This is a genomic window from Holophagales bacterium (genome assembly GCA_016719485.1).
Taxonomy (GTDB): Bacteria; Acidobacteriota; Thermoanaerobaculia; order UBA5066; family UBA5066; genus UBA5066.
Genome location: JADJZB010000029.1, coordinates 260,103 through 279,049 on the forward strand (window position 1 = coordinate 260,103; position 18,947 = coordinate 279,049).

General features: G+C 70.2%; 10 protein-coding genes. All 10 read right to left on the reverse strand.

Annotation, left to right across the window (positions count from 1 at the left end; all coding sequences use genetic code 11):
* Positions 1-40: 40 nt before the first annotated feature.
* The 10 genes from IPN03_21250 to IPN03_21295 all read right to left on the reverse strand — a co-directional run bounded on the left by IPN03_21250 (position 41) and on the right by IPN03_21295 (position 18,928).
* Entirely contained in the window at positions 41-529 is a 489-nt protein-coding gene (locus tag IPN03_21250) for a type VI secretion system tube protein Hcp (GenBank protein ID MBK9376178.1), read from the reverse strand.
* A 109-nt stretch (positions 530-638) separates the two neighbouring features.
* The gene (tagF, locus tag IPN03_21255; GenBank protein ID MBK9376179.1) at positions 639-1,667 is read right to left on the reverse strand and encodes a type VI secretion system-associated protein TagF; all 1,029 of its coding nucleotides are present in this window, start codon (positions 1,665-1,667) and stop codon (positions 639-641) included.
* 81 nt (positions 1,668-1,748) lie between these two features.
* A complete protein-coding gene (locus tag IPN03_21260; GenBank protein MBK9376180.1) occupies positions 1,749-6,026 on the reverse strand; it encodes a hypothetical protein in 4,278 nt (1,425 codons plus the stop codon).
* A 7-nt stretch (positions 6,027-6,033) separates the two neighbouring features.
* The gene (locus IPN03_21265) at positions 6,034-6,711 is read right to left on the reverse strand and encodes a DotU family type IV/VI secretion system protein (protein ID MBK9376181.1); all 678 of its coding nucleotides are present in this window, start codon (positions 6,709-6,711) and stop codon (positions 6,034-6,036) included.
* 1 nt (position 6,712) lies between these two features.
* Positions 6,713-8,071 carry a type VI secretion system baseplate subunit TssK gene (gene tssK, locus IPN03_21270; protein MBK9376182.1) on the reverse strand — a complete coding sequence of 453 codons (1,359 nt, stop codon included), beginning with the start codon at positions 8,069-8,071 and terminating at the stop codon, positions 6,713-6,715.
* A 9-nt stretch (positions 8,072-8,080) separates the two neighbouring features.
* Positions 8,081-8,563: a hypothetical protein gene (locus IPN03_21275; protein ID MBK9376183.1), complete on the reverse strand. Its 483-nt coding sequence runs from the start codon at positions 8,561-8,563 to the stop codon at positions 8,081-8,083.
* A complete protein-coding gene (locus IPN03_21280) occupies positions 8,560-10,665 on the reverse strand; it encodes an FHA domain-containing protein (GenBank protein ID MBK9376184.1) in 2,106 nt (701 codons plus the stop codon). The genes IPN03_21275 and IPN03_21280 overlap by 4 nt, the downstream gene beginning before the upstream one ends.
* Before the next feature lie 132 nt (positions 10,666-10,797).
* Positions 10,798-12,930 carry a hypothetical protein gene (locus IPN03_21285; GenBank protein MBK9376185.1) on the reverse strand — a complete coding sequence of 711 codons (2,133 nt, stop codon included), beginning with the start codon at positions 12,928-12,930 and terminating at the stop codon, positions 10,798-10,800.
* A gap of 80 nt (positions 12,931-13,010) precedes the next feature.
* Positions 13,011-15,068, reverse strand: coding sequence for a DUF3999 family protein (locus tag IPN03_21290; GenBank protein MBK9376186.1), 2,058 nt, complete (start codon positions 15,066-15,068; stop codon positions 13,011-13,013).
* Positions 15,069-15,073: 5 nt separating this feature from the next.
* Positions 15,074-18,928, reverse strand: a complete 3,855-nt coding sequence (locus tag IPN03_21295) for a DUF2339 domain-containing protein (GenBank protein MBK9376187.1) — start codon at positions 18,926-18,928, stop codon at positions 15,074-15,076.
* Between the last annotated feature and the right edge of the window lie 19 nt (positions 18,929-18,947).

Genomic DNA, 18,947 nt, shown 5'->3' on the forward strand with positions numbered 1-18,947 from the left:
TGCGTTCTGACGTCCGCCGTTCGGGGACGGTCCCGCCTCGTCAGGCGCCCTTGTTCGCCTTGAGATCGAAGGAGGTCTTCACCGTGCCAGCGAGCGTGCCCTGGGCGGTCTGCTCCTTGTACTCCATCTCTATCTTCGAGAAGTTGAAGGAGACCGACTGGATCGGAATCGGATCCGAGCCGCCCGCTCCTCCCTCGTTGTACGAGGAGAGCATGAGGTCGGTGAAGGTGTAGACGAGGTAATCCTGCTGCTCCTTTCCGGCCTTGCGGCAGCTCAGGACGGCCTTCGGGATGTGCTCACCGGTCGCGCACATCAGGAGGAGCTTCGGGCCGGCCTTGCAGGCCTTCATCACGAACCTGAAGTCCTGCATCGAGACCTTTCCCGCGCCGAGACCCTTGCCGTACGACGACGATCCCGTCTGGGTAACGCCGAAGTCAAACGAGAGGCACTCGATCTCGTTCGGGTGCTTGCTGTCTCCCGACTCCCCGGGAGCCCCGTCGATCTTCAGATAGTAGTCAGCCTGTGACATGGTGTGCTTCCTCCTTTTCGACAAGTTCCGAGCTATAAGGTAGGAGTCGATTCTCGCGAAATCAAGGCCGCGGTCAATGGTTTCGACAACGCTGTGACGCCCGGCACCTTCACGCCTCCCCCTTCTCAGGGTGCAGGAAGGCCGTGAGCGGCTCGTTCCAGCCGGGCTGCGACGGAGGGGCCGCGGGAGGCTCCGAGGCATCCCCTTCGGGAGCTCCGGGCTCACCTCCCGCGCCGGGGGCGACGGCCGTCTCCTCGACGAACTCGTAGTCGGTACCGTCCGGGTGAAGCAGGAGGAAATCCTCCGGCCGCAGGTCCCTGAAGAAGAGAACGGCACGGGAACGGCCTCCCGCCCGCGACACGAGGCTTCCGACCGGGGCGGCTCCTTCGAAGGCGCCGTCCCTGGACAGCCAGGAAAGCCAGGTCTGCACCTGCAACTCGGCCGGAAGGAGGTTGCCGAGAGGCAGGCGGACGGCTCCTGCGCCCCCGGGGCTCGCGCAGGCCGCCTTCACCCTCGCGATGAACCGTGGCCAATCGGCCAGCGCCGTCGAACCGAGGAGCGATTCGGCGAAGTCCCCGAGGGTGACACCCCGGGCCTCCTTCTCCACGCCTTCCGCGATCTTCGCGGGTTTCTTCACCGCCACTTCGATCCGAGCCCCCCGGAAGCTCTCGTAGAACGCCGAGACCGTGCGGCCCTGCCGGAAATTCCGGCGAATGTAGGCGGCCCGCTCCTCGAAGACGTCGAGGTACGACAGCGCGACGAACGGGTCGGCGACGGCCTTCCCCTGCGGGACGACGGCGAAGAGCGTGAAGGGGAACTGGCGGAGACCTCCCTCGTCGTGGCTCCCCCACAGAGCTCCGGCGACGGAGCGCTTTCCACCGGGAAGGGCGAAGAGAAATGTGTGAAGCGGGATCTCGACACCCTTGTACTCCTCGAGAAGGGACCAGCGGCGGCTGAAGCCGTTCCCGAGCCAGTCCCGGAAGTCCTTCGAGCCCTCCTCCGTGAAGCCGGAGGAGATGAAATCCTTGTAGATGGGAAGCTTTCCGTAGAGGTGGAGCGGGTACGTCTCCAGCTTCGGAGGCCCGTCGGCCCCCGAGATACCGTCCTTCAGCTTCGAGAAGAGACTCCACGCTGCCACTCGTTCACCTCGATCTTCAGCTTCCGTGCAGGGCGGGCGAATCCGGAGAGCCCGGCGCGCCGGGCTCTCCGGGGAAGGACCTCAGTTCGGAAGGATGGGGGGCATCGGCTCCTCGAACGCGAGCTCGAAGAGACCCTCGAGAGGCTCGGTTCGCTGGAGAGCGTTGGGGATCACGACGCGGATCGTCCAGACCTTCTCCTTCTCGCGTTCCTTCTCGGGATCGTCCGAGTCGCTGCGACGATCGCGCTCCTCGCTCGCCACGCGCACGAAGTAGAAGAAGCGGAGCGGCCCGCCGTAGGCCTCGAGGCTTCCCGTCCAGCCTGCTTTCGACTCCTCGTCGCGCCCCGTGATCGACATCGGCGCGTCCGAGGGCCCGAGGCGCCAGACGTACGGGTTCGGCTGCTTGCCGGTCTTGAAGTCGGTCGAAGGCCGGACGACGACCGACCGGTCGAAGAGGAAGAGGGAGTTGACCCGGTCGCCCATGAAGCGCTTGCCGGGGCTCGGTGTGAACTGCAGAGGCCGGATCTCGACCTTGTGCTCCTTGATGACGGAGGTGCTGCGGCCACCCCCGAAGAGGAAGAGCTGCCAGCCGCGACCGACGGCGAGGAGCCCGCGGCTCGCGTCGCCGACGAAGTCGAACTGCGGCTCCCAGCCCCAGAGGATCGGGTTCAGGGCGTACTCGTCGGCGAGGGAGCCGACGTCGGTGAGGACGCCGGAAAAATGCCCCTGGTTGATCGAGGCGAGGTCCAGGCGGTACGTGACGCTGTTGCCGCTGCCGCCCGGCTTGAGGGACGTGCCGGCCGCGTAGGCCACGCGCTCCTGGCGCAGCTGGCTCTCGCGGACGAACGGGAACTGGCCGACCAGCTGCTCGCGGATCTTCCTCACGACCGGCTCGGACGCCTGCTGGAAGGCCGGCTGGATCGCGTCGCGCATCAGGTTCGCGCCCCGGTTCTCGACGGCGATCAGCTGGCGCCCGTAGACGCTCCGGCGCACGGCCGGGTTGCGCGAGAAGGCGTGGTACCCGCGGAGGGAGACTCCGTCCTGGGCGAGGGACAGCTGACGCCACGCCTTGAGCTCCTGCTCGGGCAGCGGGACGACGTTGTTCTTGAAGAGGTTCGCCGCCGCCACGAGCTCCGGCGGGGCCTGCGCCGGGCCGCTGGAACGGCGGACCGGCGCCGCCTTGCTCTTGAAGTACGCCAGCGACGGGTTGAGCCTCCGGTTCGCGGCGAACGCCTGGACGTCGTCGAACGTGAGGGCGCCCGACATGTCGGTCACGGGGGCGTCACCGCCACCCCTGGACTCCGGGCTCCAGCGGGTGATGGCGGCCTGGAAGTCGCGCCAGGAACGCGCCTGCAGGGCCGAGCCCGGAACGACGAAGCCACCCCCGCCTCCCCCGCCCCCACGCCCGGCGAACCGGTCGATGTAGCGCCTGAGGTAGTCGAGCATCGTCTCGGCGTGCGCCTGCGCGAGCTGGTCGACGTCGGGGCGTGTGGCGATGGAGGACGCCTCGGCGAAGCTGATGTAGGAGACGCCGAGCGGGATCATCTGCTGCGCGTGGTTGCGGGTGAAGCAGACGTTCTCCAGGCAGGCGGGCCCGACGGCCCTGTCGAGGAACTGCTGGGTGTACGGCAGGACGCGGTAGACGAGGGCGAGATCGGCCGTGCGCGGCACGAATGCCGACAGGGCCGTGTCCTGCCAGAGCGGCTTCTGCTCGACCGGAATCGCGGTGATGGCCGTCACGTTCGCGGTCGCCTTCGCCTTGGCGTCCACCTGCTTCTTCGAGAACGCCTCGAGGGTCGCCTTCTGGTCGGCCGGCGTCGACTTGCGCGACGCCTCCTCGACGACGGCCTTCGGGTTCTCGGCCGCTTCGAACGCGGCGAGGTCGGAATAGTTCGTCACCTCGACGAGCATCGGCGAGATGGCCGCCGCCGCGGGGCTCCACGCCTTCTTGCTGGCGTTCTGCGGGTCACCGACGACGAGGTAGGCGTACGCGAGGATCTGCGCCTCGAGGTTCTTCCAGTCCGACTCCATCTGGCCCTTGACCCGGTTCCGCGTGTTCTCGTTGACGACGCCCGGGACGACGGTCGTGAAGCGCATCAGCTGGTCGTAGTCGGCGTCGAAGTTCTTCCGCCAGTCGTCCGGGCCGAAGCCGGGGAACTCCTTCGAACCCGGCTTCGCCGTCCCGAGGTGCTTCGTCGTGTCGCCGTAGACCTTCGCGAACTCTTTCCCGGTCGCGGCCGTCCGGTCGAGGTAGCCCTTCGAGGAGGGGTCCTCGATCTTCAGGAGCTCCGAGTACTTCTGGACGTAGAGGGCGAGCAGCTGGTTGAGGCGGAAATCCCACCGCGCCAGGTTCGCGACCGTCCAGAACTCCTCGAACTTCCGGATCGGCGCGCCCGGGTCGGGGACGCGGAGCAGCTCCGGGTCCTTCGGGGGGTCCTCCGGGAGCGCCGCGAGGATCAGGTCGGGGTTCCCGCTCGTCCCGACCGCGGCGACCCAGTCGTCGATCTCCTTCGATTTGGCGCCCGGCGCCATCCCCTTCGTGTTCGCGAGGAACGCGACGAGCGGGACGACCTTCAGCTCCGAGGCGGCGACCAGGGGCTTCTGCTCCCCCGTGAGCGCCCCCTTCTTCACGGACCACCACTTCAGGTGCCCGTCGAGCGCGGTGAAGAACGTCCTGTAGTCGTACGGGCCGGACCAGTCGAGCTGGGCCATCCGCGCCTCCCCCTCCTTCATGACGGGGTTGAGGACGCGCTCGACGTAGAGCCGCTGGTTGATCTTCCCGAGGAGGCCGAAGAGCTGCCCCGAGGAGGCGCGCTGGAAGAAGAGCGCGAAGAGGAACGGCCGCTGCCGGATCGCGGCCTGGTGCTTGTAGATCGCCTCGGAAAGCCCGTAGGCCTCGGCGATCGAGCAGGCCTCCTTCTTCTCGACGCAGGCCTCGGCTTTCTGTGCCGTCTCCCGCATCGGCTTCACGAACCGCCGCATCGAGAGGTAGGGGAGGATCATCCCGCAGATGCAGAGCACCGGCAGGAGGATCATGGCGATCCGCATGATCAGGCGGGTCGTCTTCTCGCGCTCGATGGCCGCCTTCGTCCGGGCGATGAGTCCCTGCTCGGGGAAGACCTTCTTCTCGTAGAAGTCCTTGATGAAGAAGGCGCGGGAGCGCTTGAAGATCTGCTCGAGGTTCTCGAGGACTCCCTCGGCCGAGCTGCCGAGGAGCTCGCGGGTGGCGCGCGCGATCGGCTTGCCCTGCTGCACGCCCGAGGAGAGGTAGAAGCCGCGGAAGACGAACGGGTCGTCGTAGCGCGTCTCCTGGAAGACCCCCTGGAAGTACCGCTTGAGCGAGCCGCCGAGCGCCCGGAGCTCCTCGGGAAAGACGAAGATCCGGTCGACGTTCTGGACGATCTCCTCGTTCGCCGTGAACTTCATCCGGAGCTTGTGGATCCGGGTCAGGATCTCCTCGTAGGCCTCGTCGAACGTCGCGACCGCGTACTGCTTGTCGGGTCCCTGCGGGTTCGACCATCCGACGAGCTGCCGCTGGTCGACCGGGTCGAGCTTGGAGAAGAACTCGGAGAAGCCGAGGATCCGGTCGGCCTTCGTCACCATGATGAAGACCGGGAAGCGGATCTCGAGCACGCGCTGGAGGTTCATGAGCTTCGACCGGATGTTCGCGGCCTTCTTGTCCTGCTCCTCGGGAGTGTCCTCGAGAAGCGAGGTCGCCGGGATGACCACGAGGACGCCGTTGATCGGGCACTCCTTGCGGTACTTCTTGAGCATCTTCAGGAAGGTCGACCACTCCGTGGCGTCGGGGGCGGCCTCCTCCTGGAACGTGAACCGGCCGGCGGTGTCGAGGATGACCGCTTCGTTGGCGAACCACCAGTCGCAGTTGCGCGTGCCGCCCGAGCCGGAGAGGCCGTCGCCGCCGACCGGGAACTCCAGCCCCGAGTTCTTCAGGGTCGTCGACTTGCCCGACTGCGGCTCGCCGATGAGGAGGTACCAGGGGAGCGAGTAGATCTGCAGGCCCGTCCCCTTCAGCTGGGCGAGGGACTCCGTCCACTTCTGGGAGAGCTCCTTGACCGCCTCGCGGACCTCCTGCTTGGAGGCGCCGGCCCCCCCCTGCGCGTCGCGGGCGAGGTCCTTCTCGAAGGCGCCGCCGCGGGCCTTGTCGCCCTTCTTGACGAACGCGTCGAAGGCGGCGACGAGCAGGGCGATGACGATGAGGCCGCCGACGACGGCCCACCAGTACTTCCCGAACCCCATCGCCCGCGCGGTGACGAGGCCGATGGGCATGAGGAGGAAGACGATGCCGAGGGTCTTGACGGGCTTCGGGAGGCGTCCCAGGAGGTCGAGCAGTTCGTACATGGCGACCTCAGAGGACTCCCAGCTTGTCGGCGACGTTCCTGATCTCTCCGACCAGGGCGGCCCAGGAGAGGAACGTCAGGAGCCAGAAACCGATCAGGACGCCGAAGCTGACGATCGCGACGCGGCCGAGCGTGACGACGGGGTTGAGCCGTTTTCCCGCCGTGGCCATCACCGTGTAGGCCTCCGGGGTGATCTTGTCGCTCTGTGACGCGAGGTACTCCGAGAGGAGCCGGTAGGTGTTCTTGCGCACCTCGGCGAGCTTCTCCGGCCGCTCGCGGTACTTCCCGCGGAATCCGAGCGCGAGACCGGCGTAGACGATGCTGGCCAGCTCCACGTCCTCGGGCCTCAGCTCCTTGGCAATGGCGAAATACTGGTCGCCCCCGATGTTCGAGCGGAAGTACTTCTCCTCGAGGAGCCGGTCCTGCCAGTCCCGCGCGAACTCCCAGCCCGAGTGGATGAGGATCTCGTCGGCGAGGACGACGAGCGGGTAGCGGGCCTGGTCGTACAGGGCCTGGAGGCGCGGGTCTTGCCGCACCGCCGACGCCTGCTCGCGGAAGATCTCGTCGAGGTCGGCCGCGGCATCCTCGATGTCGGCCCGAACTCCCTTCCTCACCTTCTGGCGGAACGACGACAGGAAGAGAAATTCCTTCGCCGCGACCTTGAACAGCTCGGTCGTGTAGTCCATCTCAGCTCCCGGGTTTCGTGATGATGTAGAGCGAGAACTTGAGCTTGGGGTCGAGGGCGTCGGAGAGGGCGACGTTCCGGTCGCGGACGACGTTCGCCCAGTACGGCCCCTCCTTCTCGATCTTGAAGTAGAAGTAGTCTTCCCTCTGGGGGAGGCCCGCCGGGGTCCGCTTCAGGAGCTCGAGGTCGAGACCGAAGAGGCGCCGCTGCCGCAGGATCGGGATGTCGCGCACCGTACCGAGCTTCATCGTGACGATCCGGCCGCGGAGGTCCTTCTCCTCCATCTCGGCCTCGATGGCCAGGAAGACCTCGGTCTGCGCGGCGAGCCACTCCTCGAGGAGGTCGGCGACGAGAAGGTCGTCCCTGAGGACGAAGTCGACCTTGACGAAGCGGGACGCGACGATCTTCTCGAGGAGCGCCTCGATGACGCGGCACGTCTCGTGGAAACAGGGGCCGAGCTTCTCGTGGTCGTAGACCGGGATCTTCACGGGAATCTTCCCGTCGTCGAAGATCGACAGCTCTCCGGCGAGGCGCGCGAACTCGGTGTAGACGTCGAACGGGTGGATGCGCGGGATCCGCGTCAGCTGCTGGAAGAGGAAGAGGAAGCTGCCGAGGATCTGGAGCTTGATGATCGTCTGCCAGCCGGACGTCCCGTCGGACTGGATCGTCAGGCGGCCCTGCGACACGTCGGTGAGGAGGAGACGGTGCTTGGCCTCGATCCGGTTCGTGACCCCGTCACAGAGGGCCTGGATCGTCCGCGAGCCGCCGAGCTCCGTCAGCGACGGGATGAACTCGCGGGACAGGACCGGGAAGTTCCGCCCCGATCCCGACCGCTCGACGACGGCCACCTCGATGCATTCGTACCCTTCCTGGCTCTCGGCGCCGAAGAAGAGCTTGCCGTTGCAGCGCCGGACCCCGACCGGCTGTGGGTTGCCGCCGGAGTTCTCGTCGAGGACCTCGGCGTTCTCCGCGACGTAGCGCCGGTCGACCCCGGAAGGCCCCTCGCCCGCGGCGAAGGTGTTCGGTGCCGTCTCGCGCATCACCGGGACACCCACGAAGACGCGCATCCGGCCGCTCGCCTTGTCGAGCTCGTTCTTGAAGCTCCTCGGCGAGAGCCGGAGCGTGGAGTCGGACGACAGCGCGGTGCCGTCTTTCAGCTTCAGGGAGACGTCGCGGATCTCGAAGACGAAGTTCTCGAGCTGGTCCGGCGCCACGTCCAGCGACTGGAGGCCGTAGAAGAACGGCTGTATCCGCTGGATCTCCCGCTGGAGGGCCTCCTCGCGATAGCGCTCGGCCGTCTGGAGGTGGTGGGGCCTCAGGAACATCCCCTCGGCCCAGAGGACCTGCGGCGTCTTCTTCATGGGTGCGGTCTACCAGCGGCGCTCGACGGAGAGCTCCCGCTCGAGGACCGAGACGAGGATCTTCTGGCCGACCCACTTCTCGCGGGAGAGGACGATGACGTGCCGGGTCGGATCGGGGTTCTGGAACTTGTAGTCGGCGATCAGGACGAGGAAGCGCTCGCCCTTGGTGACCGGAACGCTCACGCTCTTGTCACACGCGCCGGCGCCCTCGCCGGTCGTGAAGGTGACGGTCTGTATCCGGTTCTGGCCCTGGATGTTGTACCGGGTCTGGTCGTAGAACCACTTCTCACCCATCTCCTGGATCTTCCGGGACTCGGCCTCGGTCGCGCGGATCACGTCGACGGCGAGGGCGAGGCCGCCGTTGATGGCCGGTCCGCACCGGAAGGAGACGGTGCCGGCCGACGCGCCGCAGCCCGTCAGGGCCGGGAGGGCGGCGCACACGAGGCCGCATGCGGCGATCCGGAGGAGGGAGCGGGACGTCGTCTTCGTCATGAGTGTTCTCCTCGCTGGTTCTTCCTGAGTTTCTCGAGCTCTTCCTTCGACAGGCGGGCCACGCCCTGCAGGATCTGGTCGTTGACGAGGTCGGGAGAGAGGTCGCGGACGGCGATCTTGTAGAGGTCCCACCACTCCGCCGCCTCGCCCCTGAGCTTCCACCCCGCGCTGCGCGGTGCCGACTCGATCGTCACCGGGTTGATCCGCCTCCAGAGACGGTCGAACCACTCCCCCGGCGCCTGGTGGAACGCCGCGAGGATCGCGACCTGCCACTTCTTCAGCTCGTCGAGGTACTCCTCGACCCGCTGGACGCTGACCGGCTTGCCCTGCTCGAGGGCGTGGAGGAAGTGGCGCATCGTCTCCTTGAAGCCGGGGAGCTTGAAGGCCATCGTCTCGTTGCCGGGCATCGTGAGCGACTGGATGAGCCCGAGGGTCATCCCTTCCATCGCCAGCGCGTACTCGATGACCTTCCTGAGGACCAGGACGTTGCGGTCGGCCTGGGCGAGATCCTCGCCGAGAACGAGCTGCCGGAGAGGCAGCCCGGTCCCCGGGACGCCCGCCTGCTGCGACTTCGTGCGGGCGACGCTCTTGGACGGGCTCTCTTCGGCGGCCTTCTTCTGCAGCTCCTCGAGCTTCCGGCGCAGGCGCGGCACCTCGGGGTCGACGCCGGCCCCGGCGGGAAGGACCGGGAAGTACCGGCGGAGGAGCTCGAGAAAGCGGGTCCGCGCGTCCTTCGAAAGGGGCGCGAGCTCCTTCTCGACGCGCCGCTTCAGCTGCCGGCGGCGGTCGTCGGGGACCCCGAACCGCAGCTCGCCCGCCAGGACGAAGAGCTCGTCGGCCAGCTCGCGCGCGCGGCCGTCGAGGAGGATCTCGGCCGGTGTCCGCGGCGCGCCCCAGGCGACCGGGGCCGGTGCGGGCGCCGGGACCTCCCTTTGTGCGGAGGGAGCGGGCGCCGCTGAAGCCCCCGCTCGCTCCGGCGCCGCATCGCGGGCGGGTTCCGGCTCGGGGGCAGGCCGGCGGGACGGCGCCGGTGCCACCGCCGACTCCGCGGGAGAGGGAGCCGGGGGCGGTGGGGGCGGAGGAGGAGCCGAGCGGCTGAAAGGCGAGGGACCCGCCGAGGCGGTGGCGTCGCCGATGTCCTCGGAGAGAAGGGTCGTGGCCCGGCCCTTCCCCGCCGAGGCCCTCGGCGCCGGCCGTTCGGCCTCGTCCCGCTGCTGGCCGGAGTCGGAGCTCGCGCCACCGGTCGCGGGGCCGACGAAGCCCGCGGGGACGGACGTGATCCCGCGGTCGGAGAGCCAGTCGCCGACGGGTCCGAACCGATCGGCGACGAGCCCGGCGAGGACGCTCCGGGCGGCCAGCCGCGTCCCTTCCTCGGGCTGCGCCACCGAGGACGCCGCGGCCCGCGCGCCGTCGAGAAACCGCGCGACGCGCGGCGAGACGACGGCCGTCTCGAAGGTGCCGGTCAGGTTCGCCGGCTTGACGAGGATCTCCCCGAGCCAGGCGAGAGACTCGCGGTAGAAGGTCTTCTTGTAGAGGTCCTCGCGGGCGGCCCGGCGCGTCACGCCTCCCTGGGCGAGGAGCTCGTCGACCTCGGGGTCGTCGAGCCGGAGGATCGCGTCGAGGAGGTGCCGGGTGTCGACGTAGCCCTCGCGGCGGCCGGCCGCGCACTCGGCGGCGGACGCGATGAGCGGCTCGCAGGCGGTGCCTTCCCAGTGGCTCACGGGGAGCGGCTCGAACGGAGGAGGGGCGGCGAGCGGGCTCGTCAGGTAGACCTGCACGGGCGTCAGGGAGACGAGGAATATGTCGCCCGACTTCACCTCGGTTTCCGTCGTCACGGCCTGCTGGGCCGCGAAGGTCCCGTTCGAGCTGCCGAGGTCGCGGAGGAAGATTCGCCCCTGCGCGAAACGGACCTCGGCGTGCGACCCGGAGACGCCAGCGGAGACGGAGAGGACGAGGTGGTTGCGGTCTTTCGTCTGGCGATCGAACGGGAGGCGCCCGATCCGAACGAGCTGCATCGCCTGCCGCGCCTCGGCAGCGTAGCGGAGCCCTTCCATGGGCCCCAGCCAGACCTCGAGCGTGAGGGACCGCGGGGGAACGCTCACGCGTCACCTCGTGGACAGGGGCGACACGCCAGCGCCTCGAAAGAGGAAACGGACGAGTTGAAGGACACAGTGTCCGGATCTTACCCTCGGAGACGGCGGGCTGCGACCCGCCGTCTCCCGGGCCGAGGGATGTCAGCGCCGCGACGCCGAATCCGCTTCCTCTTCGAGAAGCTCGGCGAGGACGTCCTGGATCTCGAAGTGAAGCGGCTGGCGGTGGATCAGGAGGGCCCTGAGCTCGGCGACGACCTCGTCCACCTCGCGCAGCACCTGCTCCACGCGGCCCGTCGGGTCCTCCGGGACGAAGTCGCCCGGGGCCGTCGCGATCGAGAAACCCGTGATCCGCGTCACGAGCCGGAGCGCGAGGAGGACGGCACGCTCGAAGAGAGGCGGCGGAATCGCGTTCGGACGGCCCGGGACGCGGTCCTCGTCCTTCCAGAAAACGCGCGACCTGTCCAGGAGCGTCTCGGCGACCGGCTCGCCGGCGAGAGCCGCTTTCAGACGGGAGGCAGGATCCCCTTCCTTCGTCCGGGCCGCGGCGGTCGCGGCGCGCTGGATCGCCTGGAGCAGCAGCGGGAACTCCGTCCGCTCGCCGCCCGCGAGCGCACGCAGCAGGAGAACGCCGAGGGAGTGGAGATCCGAAGGGGCTCCGAAGCGCGGGTAGACCTTGTACCGCGCGCCCGGGAGACGGACGCCGAAGGAGCGCCGGAGCCTCTTCACCGCCGCGTCGTCGAGCTCGACCGGCTCTGAGACGAACGTCAGCTCCTCGTAAGAGGCGGGAACGCCCTGCTTCCTCTTCGCGACGAGGGCGTCGATGCCGAGCCCGAGCGCCTCGTCGGGGAACGTGATGTGGATCCAGTCGGGCTCCTCGGGCCTCGGGAAGAGGCCGTTCGGATCCGACAGACGGCCCTCGATCCTCACGCCGAGACCGGCGTCGGCCGGTTCGATCTCGGAGAGGTAGACGTCCCCGGGCCGGCGCGCGGCGAGCCGGAACTCGAGGATCTCCGGCGCGGCGTACGGGAACGTCGGTTCGACGGGCGGCACGACGACCTCGACGCCGAACGAGGACGTCTTCGTCGCGGAAGCGAGCCCGTGCAGGCGGACCTCGAACGTCCAGAGCGCCGGAAGCGAGGAGCCGGCGCCGTAGCTGTCGAGGAGAACGTGCCCCGGCTGGAGGTCCAGATGGGGCTGGCCGGTGACGCGGTAGAACGCGAGGACGCCCGCGGCGAGCTGCCGAAAGGCCGTCATCTTGAGGTAGAGGACTTCTATCGCGTCGACCCCGGTCCCGTCGTGCCCGTACAGGTACCGGCCCGTCGGCGGGAGCGTCTCGCGGAGCCATTCGACGCGGCGCCGGGCCGTCTCGGACTCGAGGCTTTCCGGGGCCGATGGCGGGATCAGCTCGGCCTCGGTCCTGCCGCCGACGAAATCGGCCCACTCGTCCCACTTCACCGGCGAGAGCCCCGTGACGAGGAACGGAGAGGGGCAGAACGAGAACGGCGACCATCGCGCGGCGAAATCGCCGAGCGAGGCGCCCCCCGCCTTTCGCAGGACCAGGGCCTCCTCCCTGCAGGCACGCGAGGGGAACGCCTTCAGCTGCTCCTCGTCCCAGTCACGAACGAGCGCCCGCGCGAGACCCTTGAGGAGCTCCTCGGGGCCACCCACGGGGACGTCGGCCTGCCCGGGGAAGGGCACGTACGAGAAGACGGCGATGACGCGATCCGTCGTGGCGCACGTGGCACACCCGACGAGGCGGTGGAGCGACTCGAGGTACGACGGCAGCCGGCGCTCCCGCAGGAAGATCTCGTCGGTCAGGAGCTCGAGCGGCTTGCCGCAGGTCGGGCAGGGCGGCACGAAGAACGACCGGGACGGCCTGTCGTAGAGGAGCGCCGGCAGCGCCCCATCCGGGCCGCCGTCGGGCTGCAGGAGTCTCGGGAACCAGGGGCTCTCCGCCCGGAGCGAGCGGAGCCGGTCGCGTTCGGCCGCGAAGCGGTCGAGGAGCGTCCGGTTCGTGGGCCGTGCGGCGCTCTCGGAGAGCGCCTCGGGCAGGACGTTCGGAAGGAGCTTCACGGCGACGAGCTCGACGACGCTGTCGACGTCTCCCTTGAGCGCTCCCAGGTAGACGCGGCTCGTTCCCTCGTCGGACGACAGGGGCAGGGGCACCGGCCCCTCCTCGGCCCCGCCGGCGAGGGGACCCAGGACGAGGTGCAGCCCGAAGGGCGACGGGGCGTCGCCCGCGGGGAGGAGGCGGGCGGTGGAAAGGTCCTTCACTTCGACCCTCCCCTCCGCCGCGCCCGAACTTCGGTCGGCACGCACGCGCTCACCACTTCGATTCCTCCGGAGCGCCGAGTCTACCCTCCCCGCGGCTTCTCTTCTTCGACCCCTGCCTCCGGGCCACGCCGGAGGAGCCTCGCCACGAGGAGGAGGAGCGCCACGACGGCGCCCACCAGCGCCGCCCAGAAGAGCTTCGGTCCCGCTTCCTTCTCCCGTTCCACGGCCTCCGGGGCCGGCGGCGCGAGCGCCGCCTCGAACGCGGGGGCTCCCAGGAGACGGGATGCGAGGAGCTCGAGGTCGTAACGCGGAGGGGCGAGTCCCGCCTGACCGTGGACGAGCGTCAGGGCGACTCCCTCCTCCCTCACGAACCGGATGCGATGGGCCGGCAGGAGGAGCGACGCACGGACGAGGGGAACGGGTGCGTTGTCGCCGTCATCGATCGAGACGAAGAGCTCGCGCCCCTCGCCCGCGGAAAGCTCGAGGAGGAGCGCGGGCGCCTTCCGGTCGGGATCGGCGTTCTCCCACGCTCCCGAGGAGACCTCGGCGAAGGTTCCGGCGGTCTCGGGACGCCCTCCGAGCCGCTCCCTCAGGACTCCGACGCGCCGGCTGAAGACCCGCGCCGTCGACTCCAGCTCGAGGCGCGCCGCCGGAAGCCTCTCGAACGGCAGCTCGACCCGGTGGAACGAGAGGCGGCCCGCCTCCCCGGGACCACTGCGCGGGCGGGGGTCTTCAGCCCTCTGCGGAGCCGGGAGCTTCAGCACGAGCGGCTCGTCCAGGGTCTCCAGCAGGTACGGCACCTGCCGGCCGTCGGCCGTCGCGATCCTCACGTCGGACAGCGTGGGACTCACGGCCAGGACGGCGGCGTCGAGGCGAAGGGCCGTCAGGCCGGCAGGGCCGTTCGGGATCGGCCGCGAGACGCGGAAACCGGCGAGATCGAGTGCCGCCCCCGAAGGGATGCCAGGCCCCGCCAGGACCGGGGTCGCGGCGACCGTCACGGGCTGACGGTCGCCCCAGCGCGCGTTCGCCGGGGAGGGGCCTTCGCGCCGCGCGATGGTCGGGCGCGAGGCCTCGAGATCGTATCGGGGGGCGGGCAGCCGGGTCGCCCCGAACCGCGCCGTCAGCGGCGCTCCGTCGGGGCTTTCGAAGTAGATCCAGGGAAGCCCCTCGAAGACGGCAGTGAGCGAGGTGACTTCGAGGGGCGGATTCCCCGCGTCGTCGATGACGAGCTCCAGCTCGGCCTCGGCCGGCAGCACGGCGAGCCGGACCGACATCTCTGCGGCGGCCGCGTCGGCCCGCTGGGCCCGGCGAAGCGTCGCCGCTCCCAGCTCGAAGGGGACGAGCCGGCCGCCGGTGAGGCGCGATTCGAGGACGCGAGCGTCCCTGAGGACATCGCCCGAGTCCACGCCGACCTCGATCGCCGTGATGGGCAGGCCCGCGGCGCCCGGCTTGAGACGGAAGCGGGTCTTCCCGGGCTCGCTCGCCCGGCGCTCGAACGGGATCGCCTCCCTGAGCGGTTCCGGCGCACCGCCGGTCCCGGCGAGGCGCGCCTCGACGCGTGGCGGAAGGGGCACGCGCCCGCTCCGGGCGTCGTTCCAGACGAGGCGCAGGAAACGGTGATCGCCCTCCGGGAAACCGGCTTCGGTCCGGGCCAGCCCTTCCTCGGGAAGGTCGAAGAGAGTGCCTTCGGCCACGAGGACCGTCCAGCGCGCCCGGTCCCCGCTTCCCTCGAGACGGAGGCGCTTGAGGTATGGCGCGGAGAGACCCGAGAGGCGAATGCGGTCGATCCGTCGGAGCGCGCCGAGGTCGGCTTCGAACCCGCTCGCGTTCTTCGTCTCCGGGATCGGGAGCAGCGACGCGCGCACCCACTCCGGCTCGCTGGGGGCCGGCGCCACCAGGAGGTACGGCACCTCTCGCCCGTCCTGTCCGAAGAGGCGCAGGTCGTGGAGGAGACCGGGCCCCCGGCGCGCCTCGGAACCCGAGAGGAGCGCCCCGTCGACGCCGAGGCGATTCGCCCCGGTTGCCGCGGGCGTCACCGCCCTCGAGTACCGGAAGGAGGCCTGGGCGGGGCGCACACCCTCTTCTGCCGCCGCGGAAAGGGCGACGGCGAGGAACGTGAGGGGAACGAGACGGCGCATCGGCGTCATTCCTTCTCCCTGGCAGCGAGGACGAATTTCTGCAGCGCGACGGCGACGAGGGCGAGGGAGACCGCGAGGCCCACGAAGGAGGCGACGCGGTAGAGCCCGCCGAGGCGCCCGAGGTCGTGCAGGAACGCCTTCAGCACCGTCACGACGAGGAGCGCCAGCGCCGCGATCCTCGCGGCGCGGCTCTTTCCGGCGATGCCGGCGGCGAGGAGGCCGACGGCGAAGACGGCCCAGGCGAGCGTGTACGCGAGGTCCTGCGCGAGCGAGGTCCCCCGGGCGAGGTTGAAGGTGAGGGTCGGGCCCGCCGAGAACCAGTCGGCAATCTCGATGTTGACGAGTGCGAAGAGGAGGATCGTCGCGAGCGTCACCTGGGCCGACGACGCGCGGACCCCGCCTCCGGCGAGCTCGTCGGACGTTCCCCGGAGGAAGCGCGCGGCGACGAAAAGCGCCACCGCCGCGACGAGGTAGGTGTAGAGGTACCAGTTCAGGATCGGCGTCGCGCTCCGGGCGTGGTACGAAAGGACCGCTTCGTTCAGGACGAGGCGCGCGAAGACGACTCCCGAAAGGCCGGCCGAGGCGAGGAGGAGGCCACGGTGGGGGATGCGCGTGTAGAGCCATGCCAGCGCCGCTGCCTCGAGGGCCCAGCCGATCGTGATCCACTCCTTGTCGAGCTGGAGCGGGATGGCGATCGTCACGAACGCGAGCGCCGCTCCCGCCACGAGGGCGAGGCGCCCGAGGTCGCGCGCCGCGGGCGCCTCGACGCGAAGGAGCGCCACGAGGAGAAGCGCCAGTGCCGCGGCGATGCCGACCGGCAGGACCGCGACGAAGCCGTCCCACCCCGCCTCGGCGAAGCTCGTCCTGCCGAGAAGGAAGAAGGCGGCGCTCGCGAGGACCGCCGCGACCCACGGGGCGCGCGCGGCGGGCGCGCGCCGGGCGGCCAGCGGCGGGAGCGCGAGGAAGAGGAGCCAGAGCAGGCCCGCAAAGAGAAGACGGGAAACGGCCCGCTCCAGGCCCGCCTCACCCGAGTCGCCCCAGAGGAAGACGGCGAGAAACGAGACGCCGACGGAGACGACCGGGAGGCCGTGCCACCCCTCGAGCGTCGCGACGACGACGAGCGCCCCGGCGAGGAGGATGTGGGCCGCGACGAGGAGCGCGAGGCCGGGCCGTCCGGGGACGGTGCCGGCGAAGAGCGCCACGCCCTGCCCGAGCAGGAGCGCCGCGGCGGCGCCCTGCGCGACGGCCGCACGGAGCGCCTCGCCCCCCTTCGGTGACCGAGGGGCGAGGACCCGTCCCAGGAGGCCGAGACCGGCGACGACGAGCGTCGAAATGACGGTCACCGTCGGCCACGGGGCCTCCCTGGCCGCGCCGACGAGGACCAGGAGAACGATCTGGGAGAGGACGAGCGCGACGGCGAGGAGCGCGCCGACCCCCGTCGCGAACGCGGCGGCCGCGAGCGCGAGATCCAGGACGAGGAGGATTCCAAGGAGGGGCCACGGCGGGACCGCGAGCGCCGGCTGCGTCGCGACGAAGAGGAGGAAGAGGTGCCCGACGAGGCCGAGGTGGATCCCGTTCGGGCCGCCCGCCTCCGCCGCCCCGGTCTTCGACCGCACCCAGGCGCTCCCGCCGACGACGACGAGCGCGAAGCCGAGGACGACGAGAAGGCCGGGGACGAGGAACGAGCCGAGCGGAACGGTCATCCACCACACCGCGAGGACGCCCCAGGAGAGGAGTACGCCGGCGAGCGTCGCCACCGGGAAGCGCCCTGCGGCCCCTTCCGCGAAGAGCCCGACGTTCAGCACCGCCAGAAGGAGCGCGAGTCCCCAGAGCGCCGAGGCGGCGACCGGGCCGGCCGCGAGGAAGAGAAGGAGGGCGAGCGCCGCGAAGAGGAGGACGACGGAGAGGCCCCCGGGACTCAGCGACTTCCCGAAGCGGCGCGCGAGGAGCGGGACGCCGAGGTAGAAGAGCGAGAAGACGCCGTAGAGCGCGAGGCCGGGGAGGAGCCGCTCCGGAGTCAGGTGCTTCGCCGACCAGACCGCCTCGGCGAGGAGCGCGAAGAAGGCCCCCGCGAAGAAGACGCCCCCCTCCTCGCGGACGATCGCGTACGCCGCGCAGAGGGCGAGGAGGACGAAGACGACGGCGAAGAGGAGTCCGGGCGACGCCGCCCGCGGCTCCTCCGCGACGAGGACGGGTGCCAGGGCGAGGAGGAGCGGCGCGGCGTACGCGGCCCGCAGGCCCACGGCCTCGAGCGGCCGGCCCACCTTCTCCGCCACGAACGGCGCGGCGAGGAAGAAGACGGCGAAGAGGGCGAGGAACGCGAGGATCGAGGGCCACGCGCCCGGCGCGTAGCTCCGGAAAGCCCAGACCGCGAAAACGACGAGCGTCGCGAGGCCGCCGGCGAGGTGGAGCGTCGAGGGGCCGCGCCAGACGGCGACGGCGAAGAGGCCCGCCGCGAGGAGAAAGAGGAAACCGAACAGGAGCTCGAAGCGAGCGCCATACGCCGGCACGGCCGCCAGAAACAGGGCGAACGCCAGCGGGAGGAGGCCCGCGAGATGGGCCGAGCCCTCGAAAAGCGGGGATTTCCCTTCACCGCCCCTGCTCTCGGGCTTTCCGAGCGCGAGGCCGGCGTAGAGAACGAGCGGGAAGACGAGGAAGACTCCCGCTGCGATCCCGAGCTTCCCTTCGGTGAGGAACTTCGCCACCCAGCCCCACTGGTAGATCGCGGTGAGGATCGCGCAGAGGACAGTGAGAACGGGCCACTTCTTCCGGTGCGCCACCCACGCGAGGCCGGCGTTCAGGAGGAGGAGGTAGCCGAAGAGGCCGAAGGGCCGGTCCTCGCCCGTCGAGAGGAGGGCGGGCGTCGCGAACCCGCCGACGAGGCCGAGGAGCGCGATGAAGATCGAATCGCGCCTCACGGAAAGGAGGACCGCGACCGCCGTCACGAGGACCATCAGCCCGAACGTCGGGATCGCCGGGATCAGCTTCCAGAGGGCGTGTGCCGCGAAGAACGTCGAGAAGAGGACCGCGATCGCCGCGCCGTCGAGGGCGTTCGCCGTGACCGGGTACTTTCGTGCCGCCTTCAGCTCGCAGACGACGAGGAGCGCGATTCCGGACAGGAGGCCGATGGCCATCCGGAGGGGCGGCGTCAGCCAGCCGTGATCGATCGAGTACCGCAGGAACGAGATCGCCGCGACGACGAGCATGACGCCGGCAATCCAGGAGAAGAGCTTGACGCCGACGAGGCTCTCCCAGTCGAAAGGGGGCTTCGGCGGCGGGGCGGGCGGCGCGGGGGGGCGGGGCGGCGCGGCCGGCCGAGGCTGAGCTGTCGGCCGAGGCGGACCGGAGAGGTGCGGATTCGGCGCGCCGCCGACGCGAGGAACAGGGAGCGCCGAGACGGTGGGTAACGGCGGCGGCAGCGTGATCGGCGGAACCGCAAGGGGCGCTGGCGGGGGTGCGGCGGCGATCGGAAGCTGGTCGGTGTCGTCCGCCGACGGCGACGGGCGGGGCTCGGTCGGAGCGGCGACCGGGGGAAGCGCCCCGACCGGCGGGACCAGGACGGGCGGGACCGGAGGCGCCGGTGGCCTGGGAGGCGCCTGCCAGGCTCGCGGAGGGGAACCCGGCGCCGGAGAGGGAACGGCGGCGGCCGTCGTCGCTTCGGGGACCGGGGCGGGCTGCGGCGCCTGAAGCCCGGCGTTCAGCTCGACGAGGCGCTTCTCGAGACGCGCGTTCGCCCGCTCCAGCTCGGACGCCCGCTCTTCGAGCTTCGTCAGGCGGCTCTTCGTGACGAGGGCGACGACGAGGGAGACGACGGGCGCCAGGACCAGCACCGCCGCCAGCAGGAGAAGGAGGGCCTCCATCACGCGGTCCTCATGCGAC